Source organism: Adhaeribacter arboris, from assembly GCF_003023845.1.
GTDB lineage: Bacteria > Bacteroidota > Bacteroidia > Cytophagales > Hymenobacteraceae > Adhaeribacter > Adhaeribacter arboris.
This window is the reverse complement of sequence record NZ_PYFT01000001.1, coordinates 3,258,993-3,277,700: the sequence shown is the minus strand read 5'-3', so window position 1 is coordinate 3,277,700 and position 18,708 is coordinate 3,258,993. Positions and strand designations below refer to the sequence as shown.

Annotated in this window: 14 protein-coding genes and 4 tRNA genes; 15 read left to right on the top strand and 3 right to left on the bottom strand. The window is 39.4% G+C overall.

Features of this window, described 5'->3' with window-relative positions:
• Positions 1 to 96: 96 nt before the first annotated feature.
• From frr to AHMF7605_RS13695, 3 genes are all read right to left on the bottom strand, one after another.
• Entirely contained in the window at positions 97 to 660 is a 564-nt protein-coding gene (gene frr, locus AHMF7605_RS13705; protein ID WP_106930202.1) for a ribosome recycling factor, read from the bottom strand.
• Between the two features lie 140 nt (positions 661 to 800).
• A complete protein-coding gene (gene pyrH, locus AHMF7605_RS13700; protein ID WP_106930200.1) occupies positions 801 to 1,511 on the bottom strand; it encodes a UMP kinase in 711 nt (236 codons plus the stop codon).
• A gap of 193 nt (positions 1,512 to 1,704) precedes the next feature.
• Positions 1,705 to 2,202: an acetyl-CoA carboxylase biotin carboxyl carrier protein subunit gene (locus AHMF7605_RS13695; RefSeq protein WP_106930199.1), complete on the bottom strand. Its 498-nt coding sequence runs from the start codon at positions 2,200 to 2,202 to the stop codon at positions 1,705 to 1,707.
• Positions 2,203 to 2,290: 88 nt separating this feature from the next.
• On the opposite strand from AHMF7605_RS13695, the gene AHMF7605_RS13690 reads away from it, so the two are divergent.
• From AHMF7605_RS13690 to AHMF7605_RS13620, 15 genes are all read left to right on the top strand, one after another.
• The gene (locus tag AHMF7605_RS13690; protein ID WP_158267509.1) at positions 2,291 to 4,861 is read left to right on the top strand and encodes a M1 family metallopeptidase; all 2,571 of its coding nucleotides are present in this window, start codon (positions 2,291 to 2,293) and stop codon (positions 4,859 to 4,861) included.
• Positions 4,862 to 5,000: 139 nt separating this feature from the next.
• Positions 5,001 to 5,083, top strand: a tRNA-Tyr gene (locus tag AHMF7605_RS13685).
• Between the two features lie 66 nt (positions 5,084 to 5,149).
• A tRNA-Gly gene (locus tag AHMF7605_RS13680) sits at positions 5,150 to 5,222 on the top strand.
• A gap of 59 nt (positions 5,223 to 5,281) precedes the next feature.
• Positions 5,282 to 5,353 (top strand) — tRNA-Thr (locus tag AHMF7605_RS13675).
• Positions 5,354 to 5,450: 97 nt separating this feature from the next.
• Positions 5,451 to 6,638, top strand: coding sequence for an elongation factor Tu (gene tuf, locus AHMF7605_RS13670; protein WP_106930196.1), 1,188 nt, complete (start codon positions 5,451 to 5,453; stop codon positions 6,636 to 6,638).
• A gap of 110 nt (positions 6,639 to 6,748) precedes the next feature.
• Positions 6,749 to 6,821: transfer RNA gene (locus AHMF7605_RS13665), tRNA-Trp, on the top strand.
• Between the two features lie 27 nt (positions 6,822 to 6,848).
• Positions 6,849 to 7,040: a preprotein translocase subunit SecE gene (gene secE, locus AHMF7605_RS13660; protein WP_106930194.1), complete on the top strand. Its 192-nt coding sequence runs from the start codon at positions 6,849 to 6,851 to the stop codon at positions 7,038 to 7,040.
• 10 nt (positions 7,041 to 7,050) lie between these two features.
• Entirely contained in the window at positions 7,051 to 7,608 is a 558-nt protein-coding gene (gene nusG / locus AHMF7605_RS13655) for a transcription termination/antitermination protein NusG (RefSeq protein WP_106930193.1), read from the top strand.
• A 95-nt stretch (positions 7,609 to 7,703) separates the two neighbouring features.
• Positions 7,704 to 8,147, top strand: a complete 444-nt coding sequence (rplK, locus tag AHMF7605_RS13650; protein ID WP_106930191.1) for a 50S ribosomal protein L11 — start codon at positions 7,704 to 7,706, stop codon at positions 8,145 to 8,147.
• A gap of 9 nt (positions 8,148 to 8,156) precedes the next feature.
• Entirely contained in the window at positions 8,157 to 8,855 is a 699-nt protein-coding gene (gene rplA, locus AHMF7605_RS13645; RefSeq protein WP_106930190.1) for a 50S ribosomal protein L1, read from the top strand.
• Positions 8,856 to 8,859: 4 nt separating this feature from the next.
• Entirely contained in the window at positions 8,860 to 9,402 is a 543-nt protein-coding gene (gene rplJ / locus AHMF7605_RS13640; RefSeq protein WP_106930188.1) for a 50S ribosomal protein L10, read from the top strand.
• A gap of 40 nt (positions 9,403 to 9,442) precedes the next feature.
• Positions 9,443 to 9,826, top strand: a complete 384-nt coding sequence (gene rplL / locus AHMF7605_RS13635) for a 50S ribosomal protein L7/L12 (RefSeq protein ID WP_106930187.1) — start codon at positions 9,443 to 9,445, stop codon at positions 9,824 to 9,826.
• 154 nt (positions 9,827 to 9,980) lie between these two features.
• Positions 9,981 to 13,853: a DNA-directed RNA polymerase subunit beta gene (gene rpoB, locus AHMF7605_RS13630; protein WP_106930185.1), complete on the top strand. Its 3,873-nt coding sequence runs from the start codon at positions 9,981 to 9,983 to the stop codon at positions 13,851 to 13,853.
• Between the two features lie 102 nt (positions 13,854 to 13,955).
• The gene (gene rpoC / locus AHMF7605_RS13625) at positions 13,956 to 18,269 is read left to right on the top strand and encodes a DNA-directed RNA polymerase subunit beta' (RefSeq protein WP_106930184.1); all 4,314 of its coding nucleotides are present in this window, start codon (positions 13,956 to 13,958) and stop codon (positions 18,267 to 18,269) included.
• 3 nt (positions 18,270 to 18,272) lie between these two features.
• On the top strand, positions 18,273 to 18,596 hold the full coding sequence (locus AHMF7605_RS13620) for a DUF3467 domain-containing protein (protein WP_106930182.1): 324 nt from the start codon (positions 18,273 to 18,275) through the stop codon (positions 18,594 to 18,596).
• The last annotated feature ends 112 nt before the right edge of the window (positions 18,597 to 18,708 follow it).

The following is an 18,708-nucleotide window of genomic DNA, read 5'->3' as shown; positions in this document are numbered from 1 at the left end:
TATGAAGGAGTGAGGATTAAGTAAAAGTTTACCAAAAGCAAAAAGCCTCTTTGTAAATTTACAGAGAGGCTTTTTGCTTTTGGTAAATATGTAAAATCAAATGGTCATTATTTCCGTTTCTTTTTTGCTAAGTAAATCATCTACTTTAACAATATAAGAGTCGGTTAACTTCTGCACTTTTGTTTCGGCATCTTTAATAGAATCTTCGGCGGCACCTTCCTTCAATAATTTGCGAAGGGAATCATTCACATCTTTCCGAATATTTCTAACTCTTACTTTCCCGCTTTCGCCTTCGCCTTTGGCTTGTTTCACTAAATCACGGCGACGTTGTTCGGTTAATGCCGGAATATTCAAACGTACCGCATCGGCTTCCTGCAACGGGTTAAGACCTAAATCACTGTTTTTGATAGCTTTGTTAATTTCACCCAGCATATTCTTTTCCCATGGCTTTATTAACAGGGTACGCGTGTCGGGCGTACTAATGTTGGCAACCTGCGAAATAGGAGTAGGAGTGCCGTAATAATCCACCCGCAAATCTTCAATCATGGCTGGTGAAGCTTTTCCTGCCCGAATTTTACTTAATTCAATGCTGGTATGCTGCAAGGCTTTCGCCATTGATTCTTCTGCTTCGCTGAGATAAAACTGAATTTCTTCTTCCATATTATTTTTTATAGATAATTGTTGCCCAGGGTTTCGGTTAAGAAACTCTAACGCTAAACGTATACAAAAAAGGAATATTTTAAATAATTAAAAGCTGAAATGCTTTAAACAATAACTTTATTAATTAGCTAGTGCTTTCTTTAAGAAGATACCAAAGTGCCCACTGAATCGTCGCCATCTAGTATACGACGCAAGTTACCCGCACGGTTCATATCAAATACAATAATGGGTAAATCATTTTCTTTACAAAGAGTAAAAGCTGTCATATCCATTACGTTCAGGTTTTGCTCAAAAACATCCTGAAAAGTTAAATGGGTAAAGCGAACAGCAGTAGGGTCTTTTTCCGGATCGGCCGAGTAGATTCCATCTACGCGGGTTCCTTTTAAAACTACATCCGCTTCAATTTCAACGGCCCGTAAACTAGCAGCAGAATCAGTAGTAAAATATGGGCTGCCAATACCCGCGCCAAATATTACTACTCGGTTTTTCTCTAAGTGGCGCATCGCGCGCCGGCGAATGTATGGTTCGCATACTTGTTGAATATTAATTCCGGATAATAGCCGGGTACTAATGCCTTCTTTTTCGAGCGCACTTTGTAAAGCCATACTGTTAATAACCGTGGCCAGCATACCCATATAATCACCCTGTACCCGATCCAGACCCATTGATTCGGCTTGTGAACCGCGGTAAATATTTCCACCACCAATTACTACTGCAATCTCGGCGCCTAAATCGGCAGCGCCTTTAATTTCGTGTGCGTATTGAATCAGGCGTTTGGTATCAATACCGTATTGCTGATCGCCCATCAACGCTTCACCACTTAGTTTTAAAAGAATTCGTTTGTATTTCATTTATTTATTGTCCGTAGTCAATATGCTATGGCTATTATTTGTAAAAAACTTAATTTTCTCTTTATGGCTAAAAACCGCAATTTTATTCTTACTTAGTATAAAGGTAAATGTCTAATAAATAATTGATTAGTTCTTAACAGACGCGATTAAGCTAGTATACTTTAACCTTTAAAAAGTATTCCATCATAACCAATCAGAACTCTAAAATTACCTGATTTTTTTCTACGTTCTGGCGCACGGCAACTTTAATGGCTTTTACTGTGCCATCACCCGGCGATTTTAAAATATTTTCCATTTTCATGGCTTCCAGAATCACAATAGAATCACCTTTTTTTACTTCCTGCCCAACTTTAACTTTTATATCCAAAATAAGTCCGGGCATAGGCGCTTTTACTTCGTTGATTTTTTTGCTATTCACCTGTCCCATCCCCAGTTTATCCAATAACAAGTCAAAGCGATCCTGAAGGGCAAGTTCGTACGAAATCCCGTTTATTTTAATGGTAAAGGTTTTAGTAGTATAATCGGCTTTTACTACTTCAGCAGTATAGGATTGATGATTCTGAATAATGTGAAACCGGTTTGGACTTAGAGGTACAAAGTCCCAGGAAAAAATAGAATTGTCTACAAGTATTGTTTCTTTTTTAATATCGACCTGCCATGTATTTCCGTTAGCAGTTTTTACTTGTAGCATAGTAAAGATATTCTTTTGGGGGTCAAAGATAATTGAAATCCGGAAGTAAATGCAGAAATTGCCGGCAAATTTAAAAACAATCCGGAATATGAATGATAAGTTTTGGGGTGGGCTAAGTTTAATAATTATGTTGGCGGTGGGGGCAGGTTGTAAAATAAACGCATCCACTGGTAAAGCGCCCATTATAAGTACAACCGCTTTAACGCCTTTAGCTGATACAACCCGAAAAATAACTGATGGTATTCCGGAATGGGCTTCTAAAAAGGGGCATTATAATCCAACTGCAACCCGGTTATCAGATTTAATTCATACCCACTTAAGACTGCGTTTTGACTGGACGAAACAGCAAGCTATTGGAGAAGCCATTTTAACTTTAAAACCGTTTTTCTACCCACAAAATGCTGTTATTCTCGATGCGAAAGGCTTTACCATTCAAAGTATAAAGCTGATAACTGGCTCTGTTGAGAAGAATCTAACTTATACCTATAATGATCTAAAGCTTACAGTTAAACTTGATAAAACCTATACTCGAAATCAGGAATATAAAATTCAAATTAACTATATCGCTAATCCTAACAATCTGCAAGTAAAAGGAAGTGCCGCTATTACCTCCGATAAAGGCTTGTACTTTATTAATCCATTGGGAAAGGAACCCAACAAACCCCAGCAAATCTGGACCCAAGGAGAAACGGAGGCAAACTCGGCCTGGATGCCTACTATTGATGTTCCGAATGAACGCATGACGCAGGAAATATACCTAACGGTTGATTCAAAATATGTTACCCTCTCGAACGGGTTACTTATATCCTCTAAAAAGAACCCGGATGGAACCCGTACCGATTACTGGAAAATGGATAAACCGCATGCTCCTTATTTGGCTATGATTGCCGTGGGAGACTTTGCGGTAATTCGTGACAAATGGCGTAATCTGAACGTGGATTATTACGTGGAACCCCAATATGCTAATACCGCGAAAGCCGTTTTTGGTCATACTCCCGAAATGATAGAGTTTTTTTCTAAGAAACTGGGGGTAGATTTTCCGTGGCAAAAATACGCTTCGGTGGTAGTGCGCGATTATGTTTCCGGGGCTATGGAGAATACCACGGCTTCCGTTTTTATGGAAAGTCTGCAGCTAACCAAGCGGGAATTACAAGATACTAATTGGGACTTTATTATTGCGCACGAACTTTTTCACCAATGGTTTGGCGATTTGGTTACCATGGAAAGTTGGGCTAACCTGCCGCTAAACGAATCTTTTGCAAATTACAGTGAGTATCTTTGGGAAGAATACAAGTACGGCAAAGCGGCAGCAGATGTCCTAAATTTAAAAGAACTAAACGAATACTTAGCCGAATCAGAAACAAAACAAGAACCTTTAATCCGCTATTATTACCTGGATAAAGAAGACATGTTCGATAGCCATTCTTACGCAAAAGGCGGGAGAGTATTGCACATGCTACGGAATTATGTAGGTGATGAGGCATTTTTCACAGCATTAAAAAATTACCTGATTGCTCACCAGTTTTCTTCCGTGGAATTAGCTGAACTAAGAATTGCTTTCGAGGATGTAACCGGTGAGGATTTAAATTGGTTTTTTGATCAATGGTTTTTAAAACCCGGCCATCCCGATTTAAAAATAGAGCATATTTACCAAAACGGGCAAGTTCAGCTAACCGTAGTTCAACAACAGGATTCAGTTTATACTCCTATTTATAAATTACCGGTCAAAGTTGTTGTTTGGGAAGGAAACCAGAAAAAAGAACACAACCTTTTAATAACCAAGGCCCGACAAACTTTTACGTTACCGGTAAGCTCTAAACCTAACTTAATTTTATTCGATGCCGAACAGCAACTTTTGGCTAAAGTCGATCATTCGAAAACCGAAGCGGAATTACTTTATCAGTTCTATAATGTGAACCAGTACTTAGCTAAGTACGAAGCTATTACTGAGTTAACCGATAAAGTAAATGAACCGCAAATTTTGAAAATGCTGCGTACAGCCTTAAAAGATGAAACACCAGAGATCCGGTCAGCAGCGTTAACGGCTCTTGCCAAGTATACGGGCACAGAAGCCAAAACAGTATTAGATGATTTGCAAGCAATAGTTAAAAAAGATAAGAAAAGTATTGTAAGAGCAGATGCGGTAACAGCAATTGCCACATTTCCTAATTTTAATGCTAACCCAATTCTAGAACAAGCTCTTACGGATTCATCTTATGCCGTAGTCGCGGCAGGTATTGAAGGATTTATTACTACTAAAAACGGCCAAGTAGGTCCATTATTAAAGCAATTTGATAACACTACTAATAACGAAGTTTTAAAAGCTTTATCTGGTTATTACGCTCGTTTTGGCGGTCCCGTCTATTTTGACTGGTTTATCAGAAACATAGAGACTGTTAAAGGAGAGAACTTATATTTCTTTACCCAAAACTTTGGGGGTTATCTGATGAACTTTAGTGCACAAGTAGATATAAAGCAAGGCTTAGCTAAACTCGAGGATATAGCACGGCATCACGAAACCTATTTCGTCCGGCTAGCTGCCTTTCAGGCATTAAGCATTGCCACTGATACGGAAGCTCAAAGAGCGCTTCTAACGGATATCAAAGCCAAAGAAAAAGATCCTAAACTTATTCGAATATATAATAGTATGGCGGAGTAAAGTAGGTTTTACAAGTGCTAAATTCTTGTAACTTTTTTACAGAAAAATTTGATAAAGAAAAAAAAGCATCTAATTTTGCAACTCCTTACGAAATAGCAGGGCTACTGTAAGGAAAAAGTTCTTAGATTAATGTAAGCCGGGGGAGATTCCAGAGCGGCCAAATGGGACGGACTGTAACTCCGTTGTAGTGATACTTCGAAGGTTCGAATCCTTCTCTCCCCACATAAAGCCAGAAGAGTGGATATAATTGAAGTTTTCAAACTGCCTGCCATTCTTTAAATAAAACAAGCGGGAGTAGCTCAGTTGGTAGAGCGACAGCCTTCCAAGCTGTAGGTCGCGGGTTCGAACCTCGTCTCCCGCTCTAATACCAAGATTAAAGAACTGGCCTTTAAAATAAGGCAGTTCTTTAATCTTTTAGCTGCCGACGTAGCTCAGGGGTAGAGTACTTCCTTGGTAAGGAAGGGGTCGTGGGTTCAATTCCCATCGTTGGCTCAATAACATTTTCCGCTTAGCCGAGCTGTATGCTTGTTAAGCGGATTTATATATTACAATAACAATCAAAAATTTAACAAATTAGATAATAAATAAAATGGCAAAAGAAAATTTTGATCGCTCGAAGCCGCACGTTAACATCGGTACCATCGGGCACGTTGACCACGGTAAAACAACCCTGACTGCCGCTATCACTCAGGTTTTAGCGAACAAAGGTCTTGCCGAGAAAAGAGATTTCTCCTCTATCGATAACGCTCCCGAAGAAAAAGAACGTGGTATTACAATTAATACTTCGCACGTAGAATATGCTACAGCTAACCGTCACTATGCTCACGTAGACTGCCCTGGTCACGCTGACTACGTTAAAAACATGGTTACCGGTGCTGCTCAGATGGATGGTGCTATATTGGTAGTAGCTGCTACTGATGGCCCTATGCCGCAAACTCGTGAGCATATTCTGTTAGCTCGTCAGGTAGGTGTGCCTCAGCTAGTTGTTTTCATGAACAAAGTGGACATGGTAGACGATCCGGAATTATTGGAACTGGTAGAAATGGAAATCCGGGAATTATTATCATTCTATGATTTCGATGGCGATAACATTCCGGTAATTCAAGGTTCTGCTTTAGGTGGCTTAAATGGAGATGCTAAATGGGTAGCTACCATCGAAGAATTAATGGATGCGGTAGATAACTTTATTCCAATTCCAACTCGTTTAACAGATCTTCCTTTCTTGATGCCGGTTGAAGACGTGTTCTCAATCACAGGTCGGGGTACTGTAGCTACGGGTCGTATTGAGCGGGGTGTAATTAACTCTGGTGAGCAAGTAGATATTTTAGGTATGGGGGCCGAAGGTTTAAAATCTACTGTTACAGGAGTGGAAATGTTCCGCAAAATATTGGACAGAGGTGAAGCCGGTGATAACGTAGGGTTGTTATTGCGTGGTATTGACAAAGATCAAATCCGTCGCGGTATGGTTATTTGTAAGCCAGGTTCTGTTAAGCCTCACGCCGAATTCAAAGCGGAAGTATACGTTCTTTCAAAAGAAGAAGGTGGTCGTCACACTCCATTCTTTAACAAATATCGTCCGCAGTTCTACTTGCGTACTACGGACGTAACTGGTGAAATTGTTTTGCCAGAAGGTGTAGAAATGGTTATGCCGGGTGATAACATTACTATTACTGTTAAATTAATTAACAAAGTAGCAATGGAAAAAGGCTTACGTTTTGCGATCCGCGAAGGTGGTCGTACTGTAGGTGCTGGTCAGGTTACTGAGATTTTAGACTAAATAAACTAAAAATACAATCCGCTCTTGAAATAAAATTCAGGAGCGGATTTGTTTCTTTATATAAAATTATTAAATTTGCACTCCATTTTAAAAATGGTGTGCATTTTTTTACGGGTGTAGCTCAATTGGTAGAGTAGTGGTCTCCAAAACCATTGGCTGGGAGTTCGAGTCTCTCCACCCGTGCTTATAGATTCGTCTGTTTTGAAGGTGATGGAAAAAGTAAGAAAATATATCCATGATACAATTGAGGAAATGAGGCATCGTGTTTCATGGCCTAAGTATACCGAACTGCAGAATAGTTCGGTATTAGTATTAATAGGTTCAGTTGTATTTGCGATTGTTGTTGGCTTGATGGACTTTTTGTACGATTCAACATTGTCTTGGTTCTACAACCAGTTTTAACTTATAGTGAATGGCAGATTTAAAATGGTATGTAGTACGTGCAGTTAGTGGTCAGGAAAAGAAAGCTAAATCTTATCTTGAAACAGAAATATCCAGACAGGATCTTACGGAATACGTGCCACAAGTTCTGATTCCGGCAGAAAAAGTTTACGAAATGCGGAATGGTAAGAAGCGGGTACGAGAGCGTAACTTTTTCCCAGGCTACATTCTTATACATGCCGATTTATCTCACGGTGAAGCCGAGCATATTATTATCAGTACTCCGGGCGTTATTGGTTTCTTAGGTTCAAATGAAGGTTCGGCAATGAAAAAACCCGTTCCGCTACGTTTGTCAGAAGTAAACCGTATTCTGGGGAAAGTAGATGAAACCGATGAAACAGAAGAAACTTTAGAATCTCCGTTTATTGTTGGAGAAACTGTGAAAGTGATGGATGGACCATTTAATGGTTTTTCCGGCACTGTTGAAGAGGTATTTGAAGAAAGAAAGAAACTTAACGTGATGGTGAAAATTTTTGGAAGAAACACACCCGTTGAGTTGAACTACATGCAAGTAGAAAAAGAATCTTAATAACTGGTAATGATTACTCCGGATACCAGATTTATATAGGAGTACAACTAATATTTATAAGCATTTAGCTAACGGCTAAAGCTAAGTATAAAAAAATGGCAAAAGAAATAAAAGGTTACCTGAAACTTCAGGTAAAGGGAGGCGCTGCGAATCCATCACCGCCGATTGGACCTGCACTTGGCTCAAAAGGCTTAAACATCATGGAATTTTGTAAGCAATTTAATGCTAGAACCCAGGATAAAGCCGGCCAAATATGTCCGGTGTTAATCACCATCTACACAGATAAGTCATTCGACTTTGTTATTAAAACTCCACCGGCTCCTGTATTATTATTAGATGCGGCAAAAATTAAAAGCGGCTCAAAAGAACCTAACCGTAACAAAGTTGGATCAGTAACTTGGGACCAAGTAAGAACGATTGCCGAAACTAAAATGCCAGACCTTAATGCATTTAAAATAGAATCTGCTATGAAATTAGTAGCAGGTACGGCGCGTAGTATGGGAATAACGGTAACGGGTAAAGCTCCTTGGAGCGAATAAGTAGGAGTTATGGCTAAAAATACTAAAAACAGAAAAGCTGCTTTAGCAAAAGTAGATTTAAACAAAGATTACTCTTTATTGGATGCTGCCGGAGTAGTTAAAGATATTACTTTTACCAAATTTGATGCTTCGGTTGACATTGATGTTCGTTTGGGCGTTGATCCACGGAAAGCAGATCAAATGGTTCGGGGTATTGCTACATTACCACATGGAACGGGTAAAACTGTTCGGGTTTTAGTTCTTTGTACACCAGACAAAGAGCAAGAAGCAAGGGATGCGGGTGCAGATTACGTTGGCTTGGATGAGTATATCCAAAAAATTGAAAAAGGCTGGACGGATGTAGATGTTATTATAACTATGCCTTCCGTAATGGCAAAAGTAGGTAGATTAGGGCGGATTTTAGGACCTCGTAACCTGATGCCTAATCCAAAATCCGGCACAGTAACGCCAGAAGTAGGAAAAGCAGTAAGAGAAGTTAAAGCAGGTAAGATTGATTTTAAGGTAGATAAAACCGGAATTATTCATACAAGTATAGGAAAGGTTTCTTTTTCGCCAGATAAATTAGCGGAAAATGCTTCTGAAGTAATTTCTACTTTAAATCGTTTAAAACCATCTTCTGCCAAGGGAACTTATATTAAGAGTATAACATTGTCAAGCACAATGAGTCCTGCAGTTTCCGTAGATCCAAGTTTAACTTCAGGAAAATAAGAGAATGACAAGGGAAGAAAAACAAGCGATAGTTGACGAATTAACAGAAAAGTTCTCAACCCACCAATTTTTTTACATCACTAATGCCGCTGGTCTTACTGTAGCAGCCATTAACCGTTTTAGGAGATTGTGCTACGATAGAGGAATGGAGTATAAAGTTTATAAAAATACTTTAATCCGTAAGGCTTTAGATACTTTAGATGCAGATACTTCTGCAATGGATGAGGCGTTAAAAGGCCAATCCGGAATTTTGTTTTCTAAAGAATCTGGAAGTGAACCGGCAAAACTATTAAAGAGCTTTTATAAAGCTGAAGCATACGGCAAAGGAGTAGAGGCTAAACCTGTATTTAAGGGAGCTTATATAGATAGTGATGTATTTGTAGGGGCAGAAAACCTAGAAGTATTAAGCACTATTAAATCTAAGCAAGACTTAATTGGTGAAATAATTAGTTTACTACAATCTCCTGCTAAAAACGTTATCTCAGCTCTACAAGGAAGTGGCAATAAATTGGCAGGTATTCTGAAAACCTTATCCGAAAAAGAATAATCATAAATAATAAATAAATAACTTTTAATTTTTTATAAAAATGGCAGATTTAAAAGCATTCGCTGAGCAGTTAGTTAATTTAACTGTAAAAGAGGTAAATGAACTAGCTACAATCCTAAAGGATGAATACGGCATTGAGCCGGCAGCTGCAGCTCCTGTAATGGTAGCCGGCGGTGCTGCTGGTGGATCAGATGCTCCTGCAGTTGAAGAAAAAACAGCTTTTGATGTAGTACTTAAAAGTGCCGGTGCTTCTAAACTAGCAGTTGTTAAGTTAGTGAAAGAGTTAACTGGTTTAGGCTTGAAAGAGGCAAAAGAGTTAGTTGATGCAGCTCCGAAACCGTTAAAAGAAGGTGTAGCTAAGGATGAAGCAGAATCTCTTAAAAAATCACTAGAAGAAGCTGGTGCTGAAGTGGAGGTAAAATAATTTATTATTTAGCTTACAGCTCCTACCAATAAGTAGACCTGGCAATTTAGTCAGGTCTTTTCCTGTTTGTACCAAAAAGACTTTTGATACAGACTTTATAATCTCCTTAAAAGAGATTTACTAAATAAGTTTATAAACTTTAAATTTCAAAGTTTTGGCTAAACATAAAATAACTGAGCGGATTAACTTCGCTTCGATTACCCCAGTAATTGATTATCCCGATTTTCTCGATGTTCAGCTTCAATCTTTTCGTGATTTCTTTCAATTAGAAACACCCGCCGAGAACCGGACGGACGAAGGATTATTTAAAGTATTTGCAGAAAATTTTCCTATATCCGATTCCCGGGAAAATTTTGTGCTTGAGTTTATCGATTACCATGTTGATCCACCTAAATATTCAGTTGATGAATGCATTGACAGAGGATTAACGTATTCTGTTCCTTTAAAAGCTAAGCTGCGTCTAATCTGTAATGATGAAGACAATGAGGATTTTGAAACAATAGAGCAGGAAGTTTTTTTAGGGAATATTCCTTACATGACAGAAAAAGGGTCATTTGTAATAAATGGCGCCGAACGGGTTATCGTTTCTCAATTACACCGTTCACCAGGTGTATTCTTCGCGCAAAGTAAACATACAAACGGTACTAAGTTATACTCCGCTCGCATTATTCCATTTAAAGGATCTTGGATAGAATTCGCTACAGACGTAAATAACGTTATGTATGCCTATATAGACCGCAAGAAAAAATTTCCTGTTACTACTCTGCTACGGGCTATCGGCTATGGAACAGATAAAGATATTCTGGATTTATTTGGTTTATCTGAAGAAGTGCCAGCAGACAAAAAAACTATGAAAAAAGCAGTAGGACGTAAGTTAGCTGCTCGGGTACTACGTACTTGGACGGAAGACTTTGTGGACGAAGATACTGGTGAAGTAGTTTCTATAGATCGGAATGAGGTTCTATTAGAACGTGATTCTACGTTAACAGAAGAAGATATAGATACTATTCTGGATTCAGGAGCAAAATCAATTATTCTTCACCGTGAAAATGTAAATATTGCCGATTATACTATTATCTACAATACTTTACAAAAAGATAATTCGAATTCTGAACAAGAAGCGGTTGAACAAATTTATCGTCAATTGCGGAATACAGAAGCTCCCGATGTAGAAACTGCGAGAGATATCATTCAAAAGTTATTCTTCTCGGATAAGCGTTATGATTTAGGTGACGTTGGTCGTTATCGGATTAACAAGAAACTAGGACTGGATAATAACTGGGACGCAAAGGTACTTACGAATGAAGATATTGTGCTTATTGTAAAATACTTGATTGGTTTGATCAACTCTAAAGCAGTTGTAGATGATATTGACCATTTAAGTAATCGTCGGGTTCGTACTGTTGGCGAGCAACTATATGCTCAATTTGGAGTAGGATTAGCTCGTATGGCTCGTACCATTAAAGAGCGGATGAATGTGCGGGATAATGAAGAATTTAAGCCGGTTGATTTGATCAATGCCCGGACTCTTTCTTCCGTTATCAACTCCTTCTTTGGTACTAACCAATTGTCTCAGTTTATGGACCAAACGAACCCACTAGCTGAGATTACGCACAAACGGCGGGTTTCTGCTCTTGGGCCAGGCGGTCTTTCTCGGGAAAGAGCAGGTTTTGAAGTACGTGACGTTCACTATACTCATTATGGTCGCCTTTGTACAATTGAAACCCCGGAAGGACCTAATATTGGTCTAATTTCTTCCTTGTGCGTACACGCACGGGTAAATAATATGGGTTTTATTGAAACTCCTTACCGTAAAGTTACAGATGGTAAAGTAGAAGTAGAAACAGGTGTAGTTTATTTAACTGCGGAAGAAGAAGATACGCACCATATTGCTCAGGCAAATGCGGTTATTGATGAAGGTGGTAATTTCTTAACGGATAGAGTAAAAGGCCGTTTTGAAGGTGACTTTCCGGTGACTGAACCATCTACTTATACTTACATGGACGTAGCACCGAATCAAATTGTATCGGTTGCAGCTTCCTTAATTCCATTTTTGGAACACGATGATGCAAACCGGGCATTAATGGGGTCGAACATGCAACGCCAGGCAGTGCCTTTGCTGAAACCACAGGCTCCTATTGTTGGAACTGGTTTGGAGGGCCGGGCGGCTATTGATTCTCGTACCTTAATTGTAGCGGAAGGATCCGGGGTGGTGGAATATGTAGATGCAACTAAGGTAGTTGTGAAATATGACCTGAGCGAAGATGATAAGTTAGTAAGCTTTGATGCTGAATATGTAACCTATGATCTTATTAAATTCCGGAGAACGAACCAGGATACCTGTATTAATTTAACACCAATAGTACATACAGGTGAGATAGTTAGAAAAGGCCAAGCCTTGTGCGAAGGTTATGCAACTAATGATGGGGAATTAGCATTAGGCCGTAACTTGCAAGTAGCATTCATGCCATGGCAAGGATATAACTTCGAGGATGCTATCGTTATTTCGGAAAAAGTTGTCCGGGATGATGTATTTACCTCTATCCACATTGAAGAATTCGAGCTGGAAGTTCGTGAGACCAAACGGGGAGAAGAAGAATTAACTTCGGAGATTCCAAATGTTAGCGAAGAAGCTGTGCGAAATTTAGATGAAAATGGTATCATTCGTCGGGGTGCTGAAGTAAAAGAAGGTGATATTCTAATAGGTAAAATTACACCAAAAGGAGAAACGGATCCTACTCCCGAGGAGAAACTGTTACGGGCCATTTTTGGAGATAAAGCGGGTGATGTGAAAGATGCATCGCTTAAAGCACCACCTTCACTGAATGGGGTAGTAATTGAGACTAAATTATTCTCTCGGCCGAAGAAAGATAAAAATTTGCGGGCGAAGTCTAAGAAAGAAGTGGAAGACTTAAAATCCCATTATAACAGTGAACTAAAAGCTGTTAAAAACATAATGGTGGATAAGTTAACCCAATTGCTTGACGGACAATTAACCAACGGTATTAAACATAAATTCGGAGATGAAATCATGTCGAAAGGCGTGAAATTCTCCCGGAAAAATATAGCCGAAAACTTATTTCCGGATAAAAACCCTTATAAGGATGAAAGCAACTATGCTGTTCCGGAAGAAGTTAACTTGTTTAAAGATTTAATTCTGGAAAACTGGACCGCTGATGATCGAATCAACAATATGGTTATTGAGCTAGTTAAAAATTATAACAAGCGCCGTAACAATATTTCAGCTCGATTCAAACGGGAACGCTTTACCTTAGAAGTGGGAGATGAATTACCTGCCGGTATTGTGCAATTAGCGAAAGTTTATATTGCCAAGAAGCGGAAGCTCAAAGTAGGTGATAAAATGGCTGGACGTCACGGTAATAAAGGGGTAGTAGCACGTATCGTTCGGGAAGAAGATATGCCATTCCTGGAAGATGGCACACCAATGGATATCGTTTTAAATCCATTAGGGGTACCTTCGCGGATGAACATTGGTCAGATTTACGAAACAGTATTGGGATGGGCTGGTTTAAAGCTAGGTAAAAAATACGCTACTCCTATATTCGACGGTGCTTCCGAAGAACAAGTATCTGCAGAGTTAGCCGAAGCAGGAGTGCCTCGTTATGGCCGTACATATCTATATGATGGTTTAACAGGTGATAAATTCGACCAACCGGTAACAGTTGGAGTGATTTACATGCTTAAACTAGGCCACTTGGTAGATGATAAGATGCACGCCCGTTCTATTGGACCATATTCATTAATTACGCAGCAGCCATTAGGTGGTAAAGCCCAGTTTGGTGGTCAGCGTTTCGGAGAGATGGAAGTGTGGGCATTGGAAGCATTTGGTGCTTCGCATGTACTGCAGGAAATCTTAACCGTAAAATCAGATGATGTGATTGGTAGAGCGAAAGCGTACGAGGCCATTGTAAAAGGAGACGTGTTGCCAAAACCGAATATTCCGGAATCATTTAATGTATTGATCCACGAATTAAGAGGTTTGGCGCTCGAAATCACATTAGATTAATTTGGGTAGCAATAATAATTAGGCAAGAAATAGAAATGTTTCTTGCCTAATATTCGTTCTATTCTTTAAAGAGACAAATTGTAAAATTTTCAAATCTGAAAAATGACATTTGCAAAAAATAAAAAATTAGTTCAGGACTTCTCCAAAATTACGATTAGCCTTTCTTCTCCAGAATCCATTTTGGAGCGGTCAAACGGTGAAGTAACTAAGCCGGAAACCATTAACTACAGAACTTACAAACCAGAAATGGGAGGATTGTTCTGTGAGCGAATCTTTGGTCCGGTAAAAGATTGGGAATGTCACTGCGGTAAATACAAAAGAATTAGATATAAAGGTATTATCTGTGATCGTTGCGGGGTAGAAGTTACGGAGAAAAAAGTACGTCGCGAACGCATGGGGCATATTGAATTAGTAGTACCAGTTGCTCATATCTGGTACTTCAAATCATTGCCAAATAAAATAGGTTATCTATTAGGCTTACCTACCAAAAAACTCGACCAAATAATTTATTATGAACGGTATGTAGTAGTGCAGCCTGGTATTTTAGCTGAAGATGGGGTAAATACCTTAGACTTCTTAACGGAAGATGAATACTTGGATATGATTGACAAGCTTCCGCGGGAAAATCAAATGCTGGACAACAGTGACCCAAATAAATTTATTGCAAAAATGGGTGCTGAAGCTCTGGAGTTATTATTAACCCGGATTAACCTTGATGATCTATCTTACGAATTGCGCTATTCTGCGGCACATGAAACTTCTCAGCAACGTAAAGGGGAAGCCTTAAAGCGTTTGCGAGTAGTAGAAGCTTTCCGGGATGCCGCTACCCGGATTGAAAATAAACCAGAATGGATGGTTATCCGGATGGTGCCCGTTATTCCACCAGAATTACGCCCATTAGTACCATTGGATGGGGGGCGTTTCGCAACTTCCGACTTAAATGACTTATACCGCCGTGTTATTATTCGGAACAACCGTCTGAAGCGCTTAATTGAAATTAAGGCACCGGAAGTTATTTTACGTAACGAAAAACGCATGTTACAGGAAGCCGTTGACTCTTTGTTCGACAACTCCCGTAAAGTAAATGCAGTTCGTGCGGAAGGTAACCGGGCTTTAAAGTCTCTTTCGGATATGCTGAAAGGTAAACAAGGCCGTTTCCGTCAGAACTTATTAGGTAAGCGGGTTGACTATTCTGGTCGTTCGGTTATTGTGGTAGGTCCGGAGCTTAAATTACACGAGTGCGGTTTGCCTAAGAATATGGCAGCTGAGCTTTTTAAGCCATTTATTATTCGAAAACTAATTGAGCGGGGAATTGTTAAAACCGTTAAGTCAGCAAAGAAAATAGTTGATCGTAAAGATCCAGTGGTTTGGGATATTTTAGAAAATGTTCTAAAAGGACATCCTGTTTTGCTTAACCGAGCTCCTACACTCCACCGTTTAGGTATCCAAGCCTTCCAGCCAAAATTGATTGAAGGAAAGGCAATCCAATTACATCCATTAGTATGTACGGCATTCAACGCTGACTTTGATGGTGACCAGATGGCGGTTCACGTTCCACTAGGACCAGCTGCTATTTTGGAAGCTTCTATGCTCATGCTTGCTTCTCATAATATCTTAAACCCGGCAAACGGTGCGCCAATTGCAGTGCCTTCTCAGGACATGGTACTAGGATTGTATTATGTTACAAAAGGCAAGCGTACCACTGAAAACGAAACTATTGTTGGGGAAGGTAGAACTTTCTATAGTGCGGAAGAAGTAATTATTGCCATTAACGAAGGGCAATTATCTAAGCATGCCTATATCAAAGTTAGAACGAACGTTCTGGATGAAAATGACCGCATCGTTACGAAAGTAATTGAAACAGTAGCTGGCCGAGTATTATTTAATCAGTTTGTGCCAGAGGAAGTTGGTTTCGTAGACGAGTTGCTAACTAAGAAAAAGCTGCAGCAAATTATATCCCGGGTGTTTAAAGCAACTGGTATGGCGCGGACTGCTCAGTTCCTGGATGACATTAAAACCTTAGGCTTCCAGTCAGCCTATAAAGGTGGTCTGTCAATGGGCTTAGGTGATATCGTAATTCCGAAAGAAAAGGATATACTGGTTGAGCAAGCAAAAAGAGATGTAGATGCGGTATGGGCTAATTACTCAATGGGTTTGATTACCGATAATGAGCGTTATAACCAAGTGATTGATATTTGGACCCGTATTAATAACCAAATTACGGAAACTTTAATGAGTCGTCTAGAAAAAGATGATCAAGGTTTTAACTCTATCTATATGATGATGCACTCCGGAGCTCGTGGTTCCAGAGAGCAAATTCGTCAGCTAGGAGGTATGCGGGGATTAATGGCAAAACCGCAGAAGTCTTTACAGGGCTCTGTAGGTGAAATCATTGAAAACCCAATTCTTTCTAACTTTAAAGAAGGGTTAGATGTAATTGAGTATTTTATTTCCACACACGGTGCAAGAAAAGGTTTAGCAGATACAGCACTTAAAACAGCTGATGCTGGTTACCTAACTCGCCGTTTGGTTGACGTATCGCAAGATGTTATTGTGAATGAAGAAGATTGCGGTACTTTACGCGGTCTGGAAGTAAGCGCTTTAAAAGATAATGAAGATATAGTAGAATCTCTTTCTGAACGTATTTTGGGCCGAGTAAATGTGCACGACGTAATTGACCCAATTAACAATGAAATGATTTTGGAAGCTGGAAGCGAAATTACGGAGGAAATTACCAGAAGAATTGAAGCTACCAGTATCGAAACAATAGAAATTCGTTCGGTATTAACTTGCGAAAGTAAGCGCGGTATCTGTGCAAAATGCTATGGACGTAATCTTTCTTCTGGCCGAATGGTTCAGAAAGGAGAAGCAGTTGGAGTTATTGCAGCTCAATCAATTGGTGAACCAGGTACTCAGTTAACTCTTCGTACATTCCACGTAGGTGGTACTGCTTCAAACATTGCAGTAGATGCAGCTATTCGTGCCAAATTCAACGGGGTAGTAGAGTTTGAAGATGTCCGGACCATTGAGACAATTAATAACGAAGGTAATACTGTAAAAGTAGTAATGGGTCGTTCCGGAGAAGTAAGAATTGTTGAGCCAGGTACAAATAAAATTTTAATTTCTAATCACGTACCTTATGGTTCTTTCTTAACTGTAGAAGAAGGACAGACAATCACGAAAGGAGATGAAATATGTGCTTGGGATCCATATAATGCGGTAATTCTTTCGGAGTTTGATGGTCTCATCAGCTACGAAGCTCTTATTGAAGGTATCACATTCCGGGAGGAATCTGACGAGCAAACAGGTCACCGTGAAAAAGTTATTATTGAAACGAAAGATAAGACGCAGAATCCATCCATTGTCGTAAATCCGAGCAATGGTGAGAGCAAAGGTTATAATATTCCGGTTGGAGCCCATTTAACGGTTGAAGATGGAGAACAAATCCGTGCTGGCCAAATATTAGCAAAAATACCACGGGCAATTGGTAAAACAAGAGATATAACCGGAGGTCTGCCGCGAGTAACAGAATTGTTCGAAGCCCGTAATCCATCCAACCCGGCGGTTGTTTCCGAAATTGATGGTGTTGTATCTTATGGAGGTGTAAAACGTGGTAACCGAGAAATCTTCATCGAATCGAAAGATGGAGTGAAGAAGAAATATATGGTGCCATTGTCGAAACACATTCTGGTGCAAGACAATGATTTTGTTCGGGCCGGTTTACCATTATCAGATGGAGCTATTACCCCAACGGATATTCTAAATATTCAAGGTCCAGGTGCTGTACAGGAGTACTTAGTAAATGAAATCCAGGAAGTGTACCGCTTACAAGGTGTCAAAATTAATGACAAGCACATTGAAGTAGTAGTTCGTCAGATGATGCAAAAAGTTATGGTAATTGATCCGGGTGATACCACCTTCCTTGAAAATCAAGTAGTGGATAAAGTTACTTTCATGGAAGAAAATGATACTATCATCGACATGAAAGTAGTGGAAGACTCAGGTGATTCAACTAATTTAAAACCAGGTCAAATCGTAACTTCTCGCCGTTTACGTGATGAAAACTCAAGCTTAAAGCGTCGGGATCTTCGTCCGGTAACGGTGCGTGATGCTCAACCAGCAGTATCTAAACCAACCTTACAAGGTATTACGCAAGCATCTTTAGGTACTCAAAGCTGGATTTCAGCTGCATCCTTCCAAGAAACTACTAAAGTATTAAGCGAGGCCGCCATAAAAGGTAAAGCAGACGAACTGTTAGGTTTGAAAGAAAACGTAATTGTAGGTCACTTAATCCCTGCAGGTACTGGTTTACGAGAGTATAATAACTTGATTGTTGGTTCAAAAGAAGAATACGATGCTTTAATTGCTTCTAAACAAACCACTAAAGCAAGACAATCAGAATTACAAAATAGATAAACAATGGCAAAAGAGACGCCAAAGAGCGATCAAAATCAAATTAATATTGAGCTATCGGAAGAGATAGCGGAAGGAGAGTACGCTAATTTGGCAATGATTGCTCATTCAAGCAGTGAATTTGTAATTGATTTTATCCGTTTAATGCCAGGCATTCCAAAAGCAAAGGTAAAAGCCAGAATAGTTATTACTCCAGAACATGCAAAAAGATTATTAGCAGCACTAGCAGATAACATTCAACGCTTCGAAAGTTCTTTTGGAACCATAAAACAAACCCAAGAAGAACCTAGCTTTCCAATGAACTTTGGAAATAATATAGGTGAAGCTTGATATTTATTAAGGTTTATGTAAAAGCCCTTGTTGTAATCAACAAGGGCTTTTTTCTATTATAAAGAATCCATTAATACAATAAACTTAAAAAATACTTTCAGAAAACGTGTAT